Genomic DNA, 18,973 nt, shown 5'->3' on the forward strand with positions numbered 1-18,973 from the left:
GCGTAACAGGCATCGCGCAAACCGCCCAACATCACCGGATCTAAAATAGAAATGCCATCAAACAAGGAAAAAATTCCCTATTTCACGATAAATAAAATTTTTTGGAAGTGGAAACTCCATGACGGCGCTGATGGATGCAAGATTGTTCCAAACATCTCGTTATCCATGGATAAACCTGCGCCACTGCTTCCGATGCAACAAAAATCGAACGCAACTGAACTAAAACATTCCTCCGCCACGCCCAAGCGCGATTCGCTTGACAAAATGGTTGATGACTTGGAAAGGGCCGGCAAGGCGCTGGCACGCTTTCAAGTTTGGCTAAATGCCTCCCCCCCTCCCAAACCCGCCATCGTGAAACTAAAAAAGGGCGATCCCGTACCAGCGTTCGATATCCAAGAGATTCCCGCAGCAATGCGCAAAATGTACCTTCCGACATCTGCCAAACTTATGGAGCGATGGTTCTCTGGAAAATTAAATTATTCACGGACTTCCTCGGATGAGTCGTTAGAAATCAATCAATATGGAAAACCATATCCATCCGACATGTATGACATGTCTACCATTAAATTGGATTGGATTCTGCGCTTCCCCCGAGCGAAGCGGCAATTCGACTACCTTATTAATGAAATGATTCGCTCACCAAAATCCAGAATCCGGCTTTACAAACTGCTGATCCCGCATAAAGACTGCGCAGCGCGACTCTACACCGACGACATATGTGGCAATGATCTTCGCGATTTGCACCGAAGATTCCAATTTCAATACTCAAAAGTAGACAGCACGTTTGGGCAGAAAATCGAAACTCAACTAGATGCACAACTTCGCAACAATGGTGTACCTGACGACCTATCCGGAGCACTCGGGTCCTTCAATATCTATGTGGCGCTCGGAAGCGCGCGCTTCTCGTGGGACGTGGATTCACACAGAACAATAGCTGAAGTGACCGGAGTGTGGGTGTATGTGAAAGACAACTATACATTCACCGACAAATCTAATGAGCGATCCCAATACTTAGGGCATTGGAGTAGCGACGGCGTCATCATTGTTCCATATAGTGCAATCGCTGCATTCTCGAACTCCGAGCATATCCCATATGTCAAATACGCCGTCGCCAGAGGCGACTCACTCATCAAGGGGAACGTCCACTATCCGGTAGAAAATATCGATTTTAGAAAATGGTCTAAGATACATGACAGAGGCGGCGACTTTATCATCTACTCTGACAAAAAATTCATCCCAATCTCCCCTCCCATAGAAATTTCACTATGATCAAATTCAACAATAAATCATGACGATTTCTTTGAAAATTACTCATACACTGCTCATCATGGCACTGATTGGTACCTTTGCCTTTGACCGAACGCCTCGAGGGGAAGAGTGTAGAACGTCGACATCTCCAGATGGGATGTATCTTGCCGACCTGTGCCTTTTAGCTTGGGTTCCGGGTGGAGATTCGCGGTATGTTGGTCGCGTATACATCGCACAAACTGGGAGGTTAATAGCCCAGCACACATTCAGCATACCGATTCCCGAAATTTCCTGGAATAGTTATAGCGAGGCCTACGTGTCCTTTTCAAAAGGTGACGGCGGAGATGATTCCGTATATATATCGCTGCCGCCATCGTTTATCGATCGGATGCTAGCGGCCCGTCCGCATCTGTAAAACCACAGTGTCAATCTGACTTGCAGTCGTCACGCGGATGCAGGCACGTTCTATTGCCGGGCGATGGCTGTGCCATTCCCGCCCTGCAATCCTTTTCGCTTCTATTTCCCGATACAAAACCTGCTGAAAATCACCCCCAGTAGATCGTCCGAAGTGAACTCCCCGGTAATCGCATTGAGCTGTTCCTGCGCGAGCCGCAGTTCCTCGGCAAACAGATCCAGCGACTGCGCCCTTTGCTCCGCATGATCCGCCGCCTGCGCCAGATGCTCCTGCGCAGCCCGCAACGCGATCAAATGCCGCTCGCGCGCGAGATACACGCCTTCGGCCCCCGCCTGCCACCCCGCGATCCGCAGCAGTTCCGCGCGCAGCATGTCGATCCCGTCGCCGCGCTTCGCCGACAGATGCACCTCGGTCAGATCCCCTTCCGCCGCCGGATGCTCGACGCAAGCCGGCACACCGGTCAGATCCGTCTTGTTCAGCACCCGCACCACCGGCACGCCGCCCGGAAACCGCGCCGCGATCGTCTCGTCATCCGGCGTCAGCCCCGTGCGCGAATCGAGCAGATGCAACACGACGTCCGCGCGCTCGATCTCGCTCCACGTGCGCGCAATCCCGATCCGCTCGACTTCATCCTCCGTCTCGCGCAACCCGGCCGTATCGATGATGTGCAGCGGAATTCCTTCGACCTGGATCGTCTGCGCAACCTTGTCGCGCGTCGTCCCGGCGATCGGCGTGACGATCGCCAGTTCCGCGCCGGCCAGCGCATTCAGCAGCGACGACTTGCCGACGTTCGGCTGTCCGGCAAGCACGACCGACAACCCTTCGCGCAATAGCGCACCCTGCCGCGCATCGCCGAGCACGTGCGCGAGCTGCGCGCGGATCTTCGCGAGCTTGCCGCGTGCATCGGCGGCCTCCAGGAAGTCGATTTCCTCTTCCGGAAAATCGAGCGTCGCCTCGACCAGCATCCGCAGCGTGATCACGTCTTCGACGAGCGCATGGATCTGCCGCGAGAACGCGCCATCGAGCGAGCGCCCGGCCGAGCGCGCCGCCGCCTCGGTGCTTGCCTCGATCAAGTCGGCAACGGCCTCGGCCTGCGCGAGGTCGAGCTTGTCGTTCAGGAACGCACGCCGCGTGAACTCGCCCGGCTCCGCGAGCCGCAGCCCGAAGCCGCGCCCCGCATCCAGGCAGCGCTGCAGCAGCAGTTGCATCACGATCGGCCCGCCATGCCCCTGCAGCTCGAGCACATGCTCGCCGGTGTACGAATGCGGCGCCGGGAAGTACAACGCGATCCCGCGGTCGAGCGGCGCGCCGTGCTCGTCGAGGAACGGCACGTAGCTCGCATGGCGCGGCGCGAGCTTCTGCCCGCACAACGCGTCGATCAGCGGCAGCGCGATCGCCTCACCGCCGCGCCCGAACGACACGCGGACGACGCCGATGCCGCCCCGGCCGGCAGCAGTGGCAATGGCGACGATCGGATCGGAATCGGTAGCGAGCATGGGAATCGGATGAATCGGGTGATCAGGCAGTGAGTGGTGCGCCCGCGCAACAGTTCGGGCATCGGAACGCCGGCATTGTAGCGTGCCGGCTCACACGCCACCGGGCGCCACGCGGGATTCGGATTCACCCGAATTTATCCCACGGGGGATAAGTCGAGTATCAACCCAGCGCGATGACACAGCCACCGTTTCGGACAAGTCTGCCTACCGGAGCGGCCTGACACTGCGTCCCTCAATTCCGCTGCTCATCCTGCCCAAGTCCGGGATTAGTCCGAATGAGATATGTTTATCTCATATGGTTGTCTGAAAGACGTCGGTGGAATTGCACAATCTCCCCCATGCCGACATCCGAAGAAAAAGCCGCGTTCTCGGAACGCCTGAAATTCGCCCTGCGGCGCAGTCCGGAGAAGGTCACCGGCGCGACGGAGCTTGCGAACAAGTTCAATCTGCGCCACCGCGGAACGCATCCCGTTTCGCCGCAAACCGCGCACAAATGGCTGACGGGCCGAACGATTCCGACGTCGGACAAACTCGAAACGCTCGCCGAATGGCTGCGCGTCGACCTGCACTGGCTGCATTACGGGCCGTCGCCGAGCGTGATCGAACGCCCGACGCCGCAACCGCTGCCGCGCGACGAACGCTATCCGCCGACGCCCGAAACGATCGAACTCGCGTCGAAGATCGAGGCACTGTCTCCGCATCACCGCTACCTCGTTCAGGAACTGGTCGAGCAGTTCTACGGCGAACCGAAAATCGAAACGAAGAAATCCTGACCGGGAGCGGCTCGCGCATCGCACACCGCGCGCCGCCGCCAAGAAACAACAAAGCCGCATGGGTGAACCATGCGGCTTTGTTTTTTGCGCGCATCGCGAGCGGCTCACCGCCCGCGTGTGCCAAGGACGTCAGGCCGGTTTCTTCTTGACCCCGCCGAGCTTGCGCGTGATGTAGTACTGCTGCGCGATCGACAGCACGTTGTTCACGACGTAGTACAGCACGAGGCCGGCCGGGAAGAAGAAGAACATGACCGAGAACGCGATCGGCATGAACTTCATCATCTTCGCCTGGACAGGGTCCGGCGGCGTCGGGTTCAGGCTCGTCTGCACGAACATCGACACGGCCATCAGCACCGGCAGGATGAAGAACGGATCGCGCTGCGACAGGTCGTGAATCCACAGAATCCACGGCGCGCCGCGCATTTCGACCGACGCGAGCAACACCCAGTACAGCGAGATGAACACCGGGATCTGGATCACGACCGGCAGACAGCCGCCGAACGGATTGACCTTCTCGGTCTTGTACAGCTCCATCAGCGCGGAGTTCATCTTCTGCGGATCGCTCTTGAAGCGTTCGCGCAGCGCCTGCATGCGCGGCGTGATTTCCTTCATGCGCGCCATCGACTTGTAGCTCGCGGCCGACAGCGGGAAGAACACGGCCTTGATCAGCACCGTCAGCAGCACGATCGCCCAGCCCCAGTTGCCGACGTAGCCGTGGATCTTCTCGAGCAGCCAGAACAGCGGCTTCGCGATGATCGTCACCCAGCCGTAGTCCTTCACGAGCTCCAGGCCCGGCGCGATGCCTTCGAGCATGCGCTCTTCTTCCGGACCGGCGAACAGGCGTGCCTGCACGTCGGCCGACTGGCCCGGGGCGATCGCCGCGACCGGCTGCTTCACGCCGACGCGGTACAGCGCCGGATCGATCTTTTCAGCGTAGATGTCGCGCTTCACGCCCGACTGCGGAATCCATGCCGACGCGAAGTAGTGCTGCACCATCGCGACCCAGCCGTTGTCGGCGGACTTCTCGAAGTTCGCCTTGTTCTTGTCGAGGTCGCTGAAGTCGATCTTCTGGAAGTGCTTCGCGTCCGTATAGACCGCCGGCCCGAGGAACGTGTGCGAGAACATCGGCGTTTCGACGGCCGTGTTGTCGCGGACGAGTTCCATGTAGACCGTCGGCGTGACGGGCGCCGTGCCGACGTTGTCGATCTTGGTGTCGACGCCGATCACGTAGCTGCCGCGCGTGAACGTGTAGGTCTTGATGACCTTCACGCCGCCCTTCACCGGCGATTCGAACGACAGCTTCAGCGTGTTCTGGTCGCCCGTCAGCGACGTCGAGCCGGCGCTCACCTGCGTGTAGACGTCGTTGTGGTTCGGGAAGTCGCCACCGAGCAGGCCCGAGCGTGCGAGGTACGTGTGGCCGGCCGTGTGGTCGAACAGCGTGATGTACAGGTCGGGCTGCTTGCCGTCGCCCTGCTTCTTCAGCGTCAGCTTCGCGAGCGTGCCGCCGCGCGTGTCGATTTCGCCGTCGTAGACGTCGGTCGAGAACTTCACGAGCTGCGCCTGGGCGGCCGGTGCCGTCGTAGACGGTGCGGCGCCGGCTGCGGCGGCAGGCGCTTCACCTGCGGTCGTCGTCGCGCCCGTGCCCGATGCGCCGCCGGCCGCGGCCGCGGGGGCCGTCTGCGTGGCGCTCGGGAAGAACATCGACGGGCGTCCATGGGACCGCTGCCAGTTGTCGTACAGCATGACAGCTGACATGAAGAAGATCACCCATAGGACGGTGCGTTTGATATCCATGCGTTGTCTCAGAGTCGATGGGACCGCGCGTCGGCTTCGCCGCGAGCGCGAGTGTCGGAGTTGGGCGGCGGGACGAGGTCGATGCCGCCCGCGGAAAACGGATGGCATCGGCACACGCGCCTGACGGCGAGATACGTGCCGCGCGCGGCGCCATGATACTGGATTGCCTCGCGCGCGTAATCCGAACAGGAAGGATAAAAACGGCAACGGTTGCCGAGCAGGGGGCTCACGGCAACCTTGTAGAAGCGCAGCAACGCGATCAAGACCGTTTCCATACCTTGGGCGGCGCCGTTCGGCGCCGCGTCAAAACCGGCCGGGCGGGCGCGAACGCCGCACCGGGCACGGATGCGTCACTCGGACGCGGGCTTCGACGCACGGCGGGCGATCTCCCGGACTGCCCTGTCGAGCAGCTCGCGGATTTCGGCCGCGCACATCGCCGCGAGCGGGGCGGAAGCCGCGCTCGGCAGCGCTTTCTTGTCGAAGCGCGTGTGCTGCCGCAGCAGCAGGTCGTAACCGGCGAACTCGGCCCGGCGCAAGCGAAACGCGTCGCGCGCCAGCCGCTTCACGAGGTTACGCGTGACTGCACGCGGCGCATACTTCTTGCCGATGACGAGCCCCAGACGCGCGGGCTGACCGGTCGGCTTGCCGTAAATCACGAAGTGCGCGGAACGCCGCCAGGGGCGCAAACGAAAAACGGATGAAAATTCATCCGTTTTCAGAAGTCGCGCAGCTTTCGGGAAGGCGGCTTTCGTCTGCGACGGATTCGCACCCGGCTCGACGGCACCTTCCGCGGGACTGCGGACGGCGGACACAGCGTGCAACCTGCCTTAGATGGCGAGGCGCTTGCGGCCCTTCGCGCGGCGAGCGTTGATGACCTTGCGGCCACCTGCCGTCTTCATGCGGACACGGAAGCCATGGGTGCGCTTGCGGCGCGTCACGGACGGTTGGTAAGTACGTTTCATGATGTTCTCACTTGTTCGAGAATGTCGAAATTCAGGGGACCGCGTGCCCTTAACCGGAGGCATTCGGGCGAACGCAATCGCCGGGAATACAGGATTGGTTTTCGCGGAACCCGCTATTTAAACCGTTTTTCTCTTGACGGTCAATACTTTACGCGTCACGCGCCTGTGCCGGCCCGCGCCGATCCGGCCCCGCGACCCACAAATCCAGCCTGTGGATAAGTCCCGCTGTGGCCGCGTTTGGCGTTAGAATCTCGCCTTATCTCCAAGAATCCCGCACGCCGCCCCGGCTCTCGCCTGCCTCTGCACGACTGTGACGCAGGCGTCCGAGGCACGCTCGCACGACCGCTTCGGGCCTTGTTGCGCCACCGCGACAAGGGCGCCGGCGAGCCGCGCTGTGCATGCAAAAAACGACAGCTACTTGATGAACGATTTCTGGCAACACTGTTCCGCACTGCTGGAGCGCGAGCTGACGCCCCAGCAGTACGTGACGTGGATCAAACCCTTGGCCCCGGTGGCCTTCGATGCGTCGGCGAACACGCTGTCCATCGCCGCGCCGAACCGCTTCAAGCTGGACTGGGTCAAGAGCCAGTTTTCGGGCCGGATCTCCGATCTGGCCCGGGATTTCTGGAATGCGCCGATCGAAGTCCAGTTCGTCCTCGATCCGAAGGCCGGCATGCGCAGCGCCGCTACGGGCGCCACGTCGGCCGCCCCGCGCGCGCCGCTGCAACCGGGCGGCCCGGCCGCCGCGGTGGCTGCGATCGCCGCCAACCTGACCGCGCATGCCGCGGCTGCGCCCGCCGCGCCGGCCGACGTGCCGATGACGCCGTCGGCGGCTGCCGCGCACCACCTGAACGCCGACGACGCCGATATCGACCTGCCGAGCCTGCCCGCGCACGAAGCGGCCGCCGGCCGCCGCACGTGGCGCCCGGGCCCCGGTGCCGCGCCCGCCAACGGCGAAGCCGATTCGATGTACGAGCGCTCGAAGCTGAACCCCGTGCTCACGTTCGACAACTTCGTGACCGGTAAGGCGAACCAGTTGGCGCGCGCCGCCGCGATCCAGGTCGCGGACAACCCCGGCATCTCGTACAACCCGCTGTTCCTGTACGGCGGCGTCGGCCTCGGCAAGACCCACCTGATCCACGCGATCGGCAACCAGCTGCTGCTCGACAAGGCCGGCGCGCGGATCCGCTACATCCATGCGGAACAGTACGTGTCGGACGTGGTGAAGGCGTACCAGCGCAAGGCGTTCGACGACTTCAAGCGCTACTACCACTCGCTCGACCTGCTGCTGATCGACGATATCCAGTTCTTCTCCGGCAAGTCGCGCACGCAGGAGGAATTCTTCTACGCGTTCGAGGCGCTGGTCGCGAACAAGGCGCAGGTGATCATCACCAGCGACACGTATCCGAAGGAGATCTCGGGGATCGATGATCGCCTGATCTCGCGCTTCGATTCGGGCCTCACCGTCGCGATCGAGCCGCCCGAGCTGGAAATGCGCGTCGCGATCCTGATGCGCAAGGCGCAGTCGGAAGGCGTGAACCTGTCGGAAGACGTCGCGTTCTTCGTCGCGAAGCACCTGCGCTCTAACGTGCGCGAGCTCGAAGGCGCGCTGCGCAAGATCCTCGCGTATTCGAAGTTCCACGGCCGCGAGATCTCGATCGAGCTGACCAAGGAAGCGCTGAAGGACCTGCTGACCGTGCAGAACCGGCAGATTTCGGTCGAGAACATCCAGAAGACCGTCGCCGACTTCTACAACATCAAGGTCGCCGACATGTATTCGAAGAAGCGTCCGGCGAACATCGCGCGGCCGCGGCAGATCGCGATGTACCTCGCGAAGGAACTCACGCAGAAGAGCCTGCCGGAAATCGGCGAGCTGTTCGGCGGGCGCGATCACACCACCGTGCTGCACGCCGTGCGCAAGATCGCCGACGAGCGCAGCAAGGACGCGCAGCTCAACCACGAGCTGCACGTGCTGGAACAGACGCTGAAGGGCTGAGCGCGCGGGCGCGCTTGATAATTCGGCATCCGCCCCAAATTAAGGGGGGCGGTTCGGTTTTGAGGCACAATACTGGTTTGACCGCCCCGGCGGTGGCGGGCCAAGAGCCCGGCCGGCGGGGCGCTGCGTGGCTGCTGCGCTGCAGGCCGTTACTCAACGAAGGAACTCTATGCAACTGGTCAAGACCGAACGAGACACACTCCTCAGGCCGCTGCAAACGGTCAGCGGCATCGTCGAACGCCGCCATACGTTGCCGATCCTCGCCAACCTGCTGATCACCAAGAACGGCCCGGACGTTTCATTCCTGTCGACCGACCTGGAGCTGCAGATCACCACGCGCGCCGATTTCGGCGTCGGCGGCGACCAGGTGGCCACCACCGTCGCGGCCCGCAAGCTGCTCGACATCCTGCGCGCGATGCCTGACGGCCAGGTCACGCTGTCGCTCGCCGACAAGCGCCTCACCGTTCAATCGGGCAAGAGCCGCTTCGCACTGCAAACCCTGGCGGCCGACGAGTTCCCGACCGTCGCGCAGGCGAAGGATTTCGGCGCGACCCTCACCGTCCCGCAGAAGTCGTTCCGCCAGCTGCTCGGCATGGTGCACTTCGCGATGGCGCAGCAGGACATCCGCTACTACCTGAACGGCATGCTGCTCGTCGTCGACGGCGACCAGCTGATGGCCGTGGCCACCGACGGCCACCGCCTCGCGTTCTCGTCGATGAAGCTCGAAGGCGGCACGTTCGGCCGCCAGGAAGTGATCGTGCCGCGCAAGACGATTCTCGAGCTGCAACGCCTGCTCGAGGACATCGACGACACCGTCACCATCGACATCGCGCAAACCCAGGCCAAGTTCACGTTCGGCCAGGTCGAGCTCGTGTCGAAACTCGTCGAGGGCAAGTTCCCCGACTTCCAGCGCGTGATCCCGAAGGCGCACAAGAACACGTTCGAGATCGGCCGTGAAGAACTGCAGCGTTCGCTGCAGCGTGCGGCGATCCTGACCTCGGACAAGTTCAAGGGCGTGCGCTGCATCATCGCGCCGGGCCAACTGAAGATCATGTCGACCAACGCCGACCAGGAAGAGGCGCAGGAAGAACTGGAAATCGCGTACCAGGGCGACACCGTCGACATCGGCTTCAACGTCACGTATCTGCTCGACGTGCTCGCGAACCTGAAGGTCGACACCGTGCAGGTGAGCCTCGGCGACGCCAGCTCGAGCGCGCTGATCACGGTGCCCGAGAACGACGAGTTCAAGTATGTCGTGATGCCGATGCGCATCTGACGCGCTCGACATCACGACACACACCAGGGGGCGGCAAGCCCCTTTGGCGTTTTTATGGCGAACCGACAACCTGTCCTTTCGGTGCCCGACCGGCACCGTGGACGGGCCAGGAAACTGGAGCGGCCCGGCGATTTCTCGCTGAAACGCACCGCGCCGCCACTAGAGTGGCCCCGCAGAACCGGAAGATATCCATGAGTGAACAGCACAATTCGCAACCCGATAACAGCAGCTACGGCGCCTCGTCGATCCAGATCCTCGAAGGTCTGGAAGCGGTGCGCAAGCGCCCCGGGATGTACATCGGCGACACGTCGGACGGCACCGGTCTGCATCACCTCGTGTTCGAGGTGCTCGACAACTCGATCGACGAAGCGCTGGCCGGGTACTGCAACGACATCCAGGTGACGATTCACGCCGACAACTCGATTTCCGTGATCGACAACGGCCGCGGGATTCCGACCGGCGTGAAGATGAACGACAAGCACGAGCCGAAGCGCAGCGCCGCCGAGATCGTGATGACCGAGCTGCACGCCGGCGGCAAGTTCGACCAGAACAGCTACAAGGTGTCCGGCGGCCTGCACGGCGTGGGCGTGTCGTGCGTGAACGCGCTGTCGAGCTGGCTGCGCCTCACCGTGCGCCGCAACGGCAAGAAGCATTTCATGGAGTTCCATCGCGGCATCGCGCAGGAGCGCGTGCTCGAGAAGGTGGACGGCGTGGAAGTGTCGCCGATGCTGGTGACCGGCGATACCGAGAACCGCGGCACCGAAGTGCACTTCATGGCCGATCCGACCATTTTCGGCACGGTCGAGTATCACTACGACATCCTCGCGAAGCGCATGCGCGAGCTTTCGTTCCTGAACAACGGCGTGCGGATTCGTCTCACCGATCTGCGCTCGGGCAAGGAAGACGATTTCGCGTTCGCCGGCGGTGTGAAGGGCTTCGTCGAATACATCAACAAGACGAAGACCAACCTGCACCCGACGGTTTTCCACGCGATCGGCGAGAAGGACGGCGTGGGTGTGGAAGTCGCGATGCAGTGGAACGACAGCTACAACGAGAACGTGCTGTGCTTCACGAACAACATTCCGCAGCGCGACGGCGGCACGCACCTGACCGGCCTGCGGGCCGCGATGACGCGCGTCATCAACAAGTACATCACCGACAACGAAATCGCGAAGAAGGCCAAGGTCGAAACGACCGGCGACGACATGCGCGAAGGGCTGTCGTGCGTGCTTTCCGTGAAGGTGCCGGAGCCGAAGTTCAGCTCGCAGACGAAGGACAAGCTGGTTTCGTCCGAAGTGCGGGCGCCGGTTGAGGAAGTCGTCGCGAAGGCGCTCGAAGAGTTCCTGCTGGAAACGCCGATCGACGCGAAGATCATCTGCGGGAAGATCGTCGAAGCCGCGCGTGCGCGCGATGCTGCACGGAAGGCGCGCGAGATGACGCGCCGCAAGGGCGTGCTCGACGGCGTCGGCCTGCCCGGCAAGCTCGCGGACTGCCAGGAGAAAGACCCGGCGAAGTGCGAAATCTACATCGTCGAGGGCGACTCGGCAGGCGGCTCGGCCAAGCAAGGGCGCGACCGCAAGTTCCAGGCGATCCTGCCGCTGCGCGGCAAGGTGCTGAACGTCGAGAAGGCGCGCTACGACAAGCTGCTGTCGTCGGAGCAGATCGTGACGCTGGTGACTGCGCTCGGGTGCGGGATCGGCAAGGACGATTACAACCTCGACAAGCTGCGCTATCACCGCATCATCATCATGACCGACGCGGACGTCGACGGTGCGCACATCCGGACGCTGCTGCTCACGTTCCTCTATCGCCAAATGCCGGACATGATCGAGCGCGGGTATGTGTATATCGCGCAGCCGCCGCTTTACAAGATCAAGGCGGGCAAGGACGAGCGGTATCTGAAGGATGACGTGGAGCTGAACGCGCATATGCTGCGGTTGGCGCTGCAAGGGTCGGAGCTGGTGCCTGGGGAGAATGCGGCGGCGATTTCCGGCGATGCGCTCGGGGAGTTGGCGCGATCGTATCTGCTGTCGCAGAGCGTGATCGATCGGTTGAGCCGGTTGTATGACCCGGCGGCGCTCGAGGCGATCATGGATGGGGTGGCGATCGATCTCTCCAACGAGGCTTCGACGGAGGCTTCGGCGAAGGCTCTTCACGCTGCGTTGCATGACGAGGCTTTGAAGAACGAAGTGCGCGTGGTGCCGGCGTATGACGCGGTTCGGGAACAGCGGTCGCTGCATGTCGAGCGTACCCATCACGGGAATGTGCGGGTTTCGGTTATCGACCAGGAGTTCCAGCACACGGCGGATTATCAGCAGCTCGTGGCTACGGCGAATACGTTCACGGGGCTTATTGGGGAAGGTGCGGTTATCAAGCGTGGTGAGCGCAGCATGGCCGTGACGGACTTCAAGAGCGCGATGAAGTGGTTGCTTGCCGATGCGGAGCGGAACGTTTCGAAGCAGCGGTATAAGGGGCTCGGGGAGATGAACCCCGGGCAGCTGTGGGAAACGACGATGGATCCGGCCGTGCGGCGACTCCTGCGTGTGCAGATCGAGGATGCGATTGCCGCGGATGGGATCTTTACTACGCTCATGGGGGATGATGTCGAGCCGCGGAGAGCGTTTATTGAGAGCAATGCGTTGCGGGCGGGGAATATTGATGTCTAACCAACTCTGCATGTAGACGCATAACTGAAAAAACGGACCCATAAGTTGCGAAACTTATGGGTTTTTTTATTGACAGTCCAAACTTACGACTTGCCCGTTGACGCCTGCCACCTACGAAATATTTCGAAAAGAGGATTCGCGTTCAACATGATTCGCACTAACACAAGACACCGGAAAATCTGCCCTATTCATTGACGGCATTGACGCTGCGCCCTACCATGGGGACGAAACAATGCAGGGTTTCCAAAAAATCAGAAATCCAGCATCGAAATTCGCGCCATGGAGACGTCACTACGCTCCCACACGCATCCATTATTTTACAAAACTAACCAGTCGCTGAGACAATACGCCGCGCCATTGATTGTGTATTCCCTCGTGGTTCTGTGCGTTCACTCAAGAGAGCGAGACCTCTATATGCAAATGCTGTTGACATCTCCCGACTCTGTTTTGATCTCGGGATCGCCCCACCCGGCTATTGTCAAAGTGCTGGCTGATTTCGCGGCAGCGCGAAACCCGGTTGCTCTTTTATCGAATCACACAGAGCCCGCTTGGTTCAAACAAGCGTTTGCGAACACTGCGGTTCAGTTCCTTCGCAGCCCTGGGAGACAAGACGGTGGTGTAGTCTCACGTAATGCAAAGCACTTCAATTTGCAGAACCACGACGTGCTGGTTCTAGCTTCAAAGCTAGACGACATCCAGATGGCAAAGAACGGTCATGCGGTAGTGATTGGCGCCGGGTGGTCAAACAATAAGTACGTAGCGGATTTGGGCATTCGCGCCGCGAATCCCACTGAGCTTGCACAAGTCATCACGTTGACTGCGGGATGGCAGGGGCAATGGTGGTACCAAGGGAATACGCCAGGCTACAGCGTATATGTCCTGGCAGATCTGTCACAGATGGGCAAGGGAATCGACCAACAAGTTTTTGCCGGAAAAATCAAACAAACTGTCAAGAACGGGGGTGTCAACCTGAATGCGCTGCTAGCGGTGACCGCACGTTCTATGCTGTTTTTGGGTGCAGGAGGCGCCGCGGACCTCCTGTGGGGCGTCTACCCATCGTCCAACAGCGACAATTCTGACAACGAGACGCTTAGCGACTTCACCCATCGGCTTCGCACAACGGCTTCGCGCGTCCGAAACGCGGAGCGTGGTCAACCTCTGTTCATTCGGCATACTCCCTCGGCGAAACGGTCCAGTGGCAGCTTCAGTGGAGACAGGCGGGATCCAACGGGTCAGGTTACGACCATTCATCTGAATCCGTTTTACGCTAACAAACTTCGTGGGAAGAACGTGGTGGTGGTCGATGACTGCACAACGTATGGTGTCTCGTTCGGCGTTGCCGCGGCTTTCCTACGTAAGGCAGGAGCAGCATCGGTTACCGGTATCGCGCTGGGCAAGTTTGGAAACCAGCTTAATGTCTATCAAATTGACCTGCAGTCGAACCCGTTCGCCCCCGTACAAACGTCGAACTTCAGCTGGTCACTGAACCCGTTTCCCGGCACCAGTAATTTCGGAAGTCAGGTCGCGCTGACATCGCTGTTGGCATAAGGCTACACAGATGGCCTAGCCGTTCAAATCATAGATTCGAAAACCACATCAAACGTGGAGACCAAGATGACCAACGTTGTTTTGTTTGATTTCGACAGTACTTTGGTGAAAACCAGATCGATACGTGAGATACGAGAGTCTCTCGAGTACGAATTACTTACTCCGGAGATGATGTCACAGGTCGAGCCGTATCGACCGGTTCCGGAACTAATTAGGGAGCTAAGAGAACGAGGAGTCCTGCTCGGAATCGTGTCCAACGCTGGACGAGGCTACATCGACCGTATTCTTGACTACTTGGAGATGCAGGACGATTTTGACGTGGTTGTTACTTACTCCGACGTCAAGCGCGCAGGCAAGGAACCAAAGCCAGCTCCTGATGGAATCTTGCTTGCGCTCGAGCGACTCGGGGAGGAACCGGGTCCTCACGTTCTTTATGTTGGTGACGAGTACATCGATATCGTTGCCGCATACAACGCTGGAGTTACTCCTGTAGTTCCAACCTGGGCATCGCGCGAATCTGTCTCGACAGCGCCAGCGGCGACCTTGTCGTCAAGAAACCTAATTGACTACTTTGGCGACCCAGGAGACTTCCGCTTCTTTGCAGAGCGCGCTGCGGAGCATCAGTCTATTAATTTTCATCGTGGCGCGGCATATTTCCTACCACTCGACCTGTCCGGCAACGTAGTAACGGTCGCCGAACAACTGCGGATTCTTTGTCTCGGTCGCTACTACAGCCAGAAGTCAGTGGTTACGGCTACGCTTCACGAAACCCACGCGCTGTCACGAGACATTGCGCTCAAAGAAAGTATCGAGCAGTTTGAGCTTCAGCCGTATTGGGTTGACGTTGTATTGCACGTCCTCCGACGAGGACCTGAATATCTGTTCCACAATGAACATCCTTTTGACCTCGTCACGGTCGTACCGGGAAAAGTCGATGGCCACCCCCGTTTGGAGAATTTTCTTCGCCGGGTTCAGCAAGCCGCCGGCGCAGAACTCGCAGGGGTGAGCTTCGATTCATCGCTGCTGCGGTATGTCGATGATGCGCAGAAGCAAAAGACGCTATCAGCCGACCAGCGAGCGGCAGAGGCCAAACGAGCGCTCCAGCTCGCCGGCGGTGTGGCCGACCGTATTCGCGGGAGGCATGTTCTTGTAATCGACGACGTAGTGACGACCGGGTCAACTATCGCACGCGCTATCGACTTGCTGGAAACAGCCGGGGCGGCTTCGGTAACTGGGTTGGCTTTCGCGAAAACGGTGAGCGTTCAGCAAGATGATAAGAGCTGCCCGCGATGCACTCGCCCGATGCGGCTTCGCCGCAATCAGTCCGATGGCAGTCATTTCTGGGGCTGCTCCGGGTACTTTGCAGATGCGGACGACGAGCGTTGCTCCTATACGGAGGACATGCACCCCAAATTCTGCAGCGTCTGCAACAGACCGATGGTGCGCCGTACCAACAGACAGAATGGCAACCGGTTTTGGGGCTGCACCGGATACAATCAAACACCGTCCTGTAACCATACCGAAGACATACAATAGTGGCAGTATCTGACTACACAATTCGTGTACTGGTTGCGAGCAAGGTGAAGGGAGTCGGCCGGAAGACCCTACAAACTTTGACCAAGGAACCGCTGTTTTTCCAGGTCAAGCTAGAGGAGCTGGCTGAAACCTTCCCCGAGCTCGTACCACTGCAACCTGCAAGCCTGGCCTACGAAAAGGCCCTCAAGGCAGCGGAGGATGATCTTCGGCAAGCGTCAGAACGTGGTCACACCATCTTGAGTCCGTTGGATCCGGACTATCCAAAGCTCCTAGCAAAAACAGAAGATAGACCAGCTCTCTTGTATGTCGCAGGAGATCCGGCGCGATTTTCTACGAAGGCTATTGCCATCATTGGCACTCGAGAACCATCAGAGCATGGAGTTGAAACCGCTCGGCGAATCACTCAGTACTTTGGCAACTCAGGATGGCAAATAGTTAGTGGGCTTGCACTCGGTCTTGATTCCGTTGCGCACAAAGAAGCTTTGAAACACGACGGCTCCACGGTAGCCGCTCTCGCTCATGGCCTGGACTCCGTCTATCCGAAATCGAATACTGCTCTTGCCGACGCAATCATAGACAGGGGTGGCCTTTTAGTATCGGAGTATGGCTATGGAACACCCGCGTTCTCTGGTCACTTTGTAGAAAGAGACAGGATTCAAGCGGCACTTTCGAAGGCTGTAGTGATGGCGCAGTCGGACAGGGGCGGTGGTAGTCTGCATGCAAGCCGGGCCGCACTCCGATACGGGCGATTCCTAATAGTTCCAGTCGCAACGCGTGCGGACATTGCAAGTAGATATGAGAAAGCACGCGGCAACATTGCATTGACCACCGGCAGCGTCACCGAGAAGCTCTCAATACTCAAATGCGAAGAGTCAGACTTAGAACGCCTGATCGTGCTTCGATCGAAGAAGGACTACGAAGCGATTGAGGCAGAACTTCTGGCGTAGAAATTAAATGCATTGCTGAGTCCCCACGCCTAAGCGAGCTACGTATTGGAGCTCCAACCCGAGGGGGTACTCAAGAAAATCACCAGCCTACTGTCCATCCACCATCCTAACTGGCTTTGAACATGCAACAGCAGAACATTCCTATCGGCACCTTGGTGGATATGTACAAGCGCGGGGAGCTACGCTTACCGGAAATTCAACGCCAATACGTCTGGCAAGCCACACGGGTGCGGGACCTGCTGGATTCGCTGTATCGAGGCTACCCCAGCGGCTCTATCCTAATGTGGGAAACCGACGAGCCGGTGCCAACGCGCGACTTCGCTATTGCCCAAGAGAACACTGCATTCGCTGGTCGCAAGCTGTTGCTAGACGGTCAGCAACGTCTGACGTCACTGACTGCGGTGTTGGGTGGGGAATTGGTGTCGGTGCGTGGGCGCAAGAAGCCCATCGACATCCTGTTCAATCTCGAACACCCGGAAGGTCCTCCGACTGACATCGTCGAGGTAGTAAGCGACGAGGAATCGCCACTGGCGCCAGATGACGTACTGGCTGAGGCTGACGAGGAAACTGACGACAACGAGCAGGGGCTGCAGGAAAAGCTGAACCGTCGCACCTTTGTGGTGGCCAGCAAAAACCTTCTGTCGCAGTCGAACTGGGTCTCGGTAAGCCAGGTGTTTCGCACAGCAAGTGATACGGAATTACTGAAAAAGGCAGGCATTACATCGTTGGATGACCCGCGACTGGAGCGCTATGCCGACCGCCTTAAGAGGTTGCGCGCCATCAAGCAATACCACTACGTGGTTCACGTTCTAGAGCGGGCGATGAGCTATGAAGAGATCACCGAAATCTTCGTCCGAGTGAACTCGTTGGGGGCCAAGCTACGTTCGTCTGACCTAGCATTAGCGCAGATGACCTCGCGGTGGCCAAATCTATTGAAAGAGCTGGAGGCCTTCCAAGAAGAGTGCGAGCAAAGTTGGTTCACCATCGAACTCGGCCATTTGGTTCGATCCATCGTGGTGTTCGCCACCCAGCAATGCCTGTTCCGCTCGGTGGGTAGCACACCTGTGGACATGCTTAAGGAAGGCTGGGAGCAGGCTAAAGAAGGACTACGCTTCGCCATCAACTTTCTGCGCAGCAATGCTGGTATAGAGGACGAGACACTACTGTCTTCGCCGATGTTCATCCACACGTTGGCGGCAGTGAGCCGGGTAAAGGACAACAAGCTAACGGCGGAGGAGCAGCAGAGATTGTTGCACTGGCTGCTCGTCGCCAATGCGCGCGGCCGCTACTCACGCGGGTCAACCGAAACTCTCCTCAACGAGGACTTGGCAATCATCTTCCGCAGTGGTGACATTTCAGCGCTGATGGACCCCGTGAAGCGCCAGTTCGGGCGTCTGCATGTCGAGCCGTCCGACCTTGCTGGCCGAGGAGTAAACAGCCCACTGTTTTCATTGGCCTATCTCGCGCTCAAGGCTGCTGGAGCAAAGGACTGGTATAGCGGGCTGGGGTTGTCGCTGACCCATCAAGGCAAGCTGCACTTCATCCAGTGGCACCATGTCATCCCTAAGTCCCTACTCAAGGAGTGCGGATACGAGACGGGCGAAATCAACGAAATCGCCAATATGGCCTTCGTCACCGGCCAGACCAACCGTCGAATCAGCAACAAGGAAGCGACCCAGTATCTGATGGACATTGTGACCAAACAGGGCAAGCACGCACTGGAGAGTCAGTGTGTCCCAAATGACCCGACACTGTGGTCCACCGAAACTTACAGGGATTTCCTGGCAACGCGGCGCGTAGCGCTGGCCGAGCGAATGAATGCGTTCATTGTGGAAAAGGCGGGACTGGACAAGTTCTGACTAGTTGGGACGCTCCAAAGGCGCGCCACGAGTAGTTGCTCCGATTGCCTTGGTTAGACACCAGCGCCCAAGCTGGACAGACAACGAAAAGTAAAAATACTAGTAACCCCCGCTTTCTGCAAACGGAGTATGCCTTCTTGCACGAGGTGGCACATCCCGTCGAAATGGGGTTCTACGGCGCCCTTCGGGCGGCCTCGTGGCTGACGAACCGCAAACGCGTCTGGCGCCAATTTAGCAAGAAGGGGCTAAGCGTACGCAAGCGGCAATGCGAACGCATTGCCGCCGACGACCGGACATCGATCCCATTGTGGGCTGGCCCGAACCAAAGCCAGTTCAATGAATTTTTTGGCTCTGACGAGTTGACTTACGGACTGCACCTTCGTAAGCGGCCAGCCAACCCGTCTTGACGAGCGAGTTTAGGCGGTGCTCAAGAGAGGCTGCCAGTGATGCGGCAGCA

14 protein-coding genes are annotated in these 18,973 nt (G+C 59.4%); 9 read left to right on the forward strand and 5 right to left on the reverse strand.

Features of this window, described 5'->3' with window-relative positions; translation table 11 throughout:
* The first annotated feature begins 51 nt into the window (after positions 1 to 51).
* Positions 52 to 1,269: a DUF6402 family protein gene (locus AC3WLY_RS16895; RefSeq protein ID WP_492310846.1), complete on the forward strand. Its 1,218-nt coding sequence runs from the start codon at positions 52 to 54 to the stop codon at positions 1,267 to 1,269.
* A 495-nt stretch (positions 1,270 to 1,764) separates the two neighbouring features.
* Here the strand turns inward: AC3WLY_RS16895 and mnmE are convergent, their stop codons facing one another.
* Positions 1,765 to 3,159: a tRNA uridine-5-carboxymethylaminomethyl(34) synthesis GTPase MnmE gene (gene mnmE, locus AC3WLY_RS16900; protein ID WP_492310845.1), complete on the reverse strand. Its 1,395-nt coding sequence runs from the start codon at positions 3,157 to 3,159 to the stop codon at positions 1,765 to 1,767.
* 338 nt (positions 3,160 to 3,497) lie between these two features.
* On the opposite strand from mnmE, the gene AC3WLY_RS16905 reads away from it, so the two are divergent.
* On the forward strand, positions 3,498 to 3,932 hold the full coding sequence (locus AC3WLY_RS16905; RefSeq protein ID WP_175964359.1) for a transcriptional regulator: 435 nt from the start codon (positions 3,498 to 3,500) through the stop codon (positions 3,930 to 3,932).
* Positions 3,933 to 4,061: 129 nt separating this feature from the next.
* On the opposite strand, the gene yidC is transcribed toward AC3WLY_RS16905, so the two are convergent.
* The 4 genes from yidC to rpmH form a co-directional block, all read right to left on the reverse strand.
* On the reverse strand, positions 4,062 to 5,726 hold the full coding sequence (gene yidC, locus AC3WLY_RS16910) for a membrane protein insertase YidC (protein ID WP_492310844.1): 1,665 nt from the start codon (positions 5,724 to 5,726) through the stop codon (positions 4,062 to 4,064).
* Between the two features lie 8 nt (positions 5,727 to 5,734).
* Positions 5,735 to 6,001: a membrane protein insertion efficiency factor YidD gene (yidD, locus tag AC3WLY_RS16915; protein ID WP_009694594.1), complete on the reverse strand. Its 267-nt coding sequence runs from the start codon at positions 5,999 to 6,001 to the stop codon at positions 5,735 to 5,737.
* Between the two features lie 75 nt (positions 6,002 to 6,076).
* A complete protein-coding gene (gene rnpA / locus AC3WLY_RS16920) occupies positions 6,077 to 6,538 on the reverse strand; it encodes a ribonuclease P protein component (protein WP_031401531.1) in 462 nt (153 codons plus the stop codon).
* Positions 6,539 to 6,553: 15 nt separating this feature from the next.
* A complete protein-coding gene (gene rpmH / locus AC3WLY_RS16925) occupies positions 6,554 to 6,688 on the reverse strand; it encodes a 50S ribosomal protein L34 (RefSeq protein WP_004198824.1) in 135 nt (44 codons plus the stop codon).
* A 421-nt stretch (positions 6,689 to 7,109) separates the two neighbouring features.
* Between rpmH and dnaA the strand changes: the two genes are divergently transcribed.
* The 7 genes from dnaA (at position 7,110) to AC3WLY_RS16960 (ending at position 18,516) form a co-directional block, all read left to right on the forward strand.
* Positions 7,110 to 8,684 (forward strand): chromosomal replication initiator protein DnaA, encoded by a 1,575-nt coding sequence (dnaA, locus tag AC3WLY_RS16930; RefSeq protein ID WP_492310843.1) that lies wholly within the window; start codon positions 7,110 to 7,112, stop codon positions 8,682 to 8,684.
* A 169-nt stretch (positions 8,685 to 8,853) separates the two neighbouring features.
* A complete protein-coding gene (gene dnaN, locus AC3WLY_RS16935) occupies positions 8,854 to 9,960 on the forward strand; it encodes a DNA polymerase III subunit beta (RefSeq protein WP_006756934.1) in 1,107 nt (368 codons plus the stop codon).
* Between the two features lie 191 nt (positions 9,961 to 10,151).
* A complete protein-coding gene (gene gyrB / locus AC3WLY_RS16940) occupies positions 10,152 to 12,626 on the forward strand; it encodes a DNA topoisomerase (ATP-hydrolyzing) subunit B (RefSeq protein ID WP_492310842.1) in 2,475 nt (824 codons plus the stop codon).
* A 414-nt stretch (positions 12,627 to 13,040) separates the two neighbouring features.
* Positions 13,041 to 14,174: a phosphoribosyltransferase gene (locus AC3WLY_RS16945; RefSeq protein ID WP_492310841.1), complete on the forward strand. Its 1,134-nt coding sequence runs from the start codon at positions 13,041 to 13,043 to the stop codon at positions 14,172 to 14,174.
* Positions 14,175 to 14,240: 66 nt separating this feature from the next.
* Positions 14,241 to 15,710: an HAD-IA family hydrolase gene (locus AC3WLY_RS16950; RefSeq protein WP_492310840.1), complete on the forward strand. Its 1,470-nt coding sequence runs from the start codon at positions 14,241 to 14,243 to the stop codon at positions 15,708 to 15,710.
* Entirely contained in the window at positions 15,710 to 16,657 is a 948-nt protein-coding gene (locus AC3WLY_RS16955) for a DNA-processing protein DprA (protein ID WP_492310839.1), read from the forward strand. The genes AC3WLY_RS16950 and AC3WLY_RS16955 overlap by 1 nt, the downstream gene beginning before the upstream one ends.
* Before the next feature lie 122 nt (positions 16,658 to 16,779).
* Positions 16,780 to 18,516, forward strand: a complete 1,737-nt coding sequence (locus tag AC3WLY_RS16960; RefSeq protein ID WP_492310838.1) for a GmrSD restriction endonuclease domain-containing protein — start codon at positions 16,780 to 16,782, stop codon at positions 18,514 to 18,516.
* The last annotated feature ends 457 nt before the right edge of the window (positions 18,517 to 18,973 follow it).

It is taken from the genome of Burkholderia sp. FW306-1C-G01B, assembly GCF_058781685.1.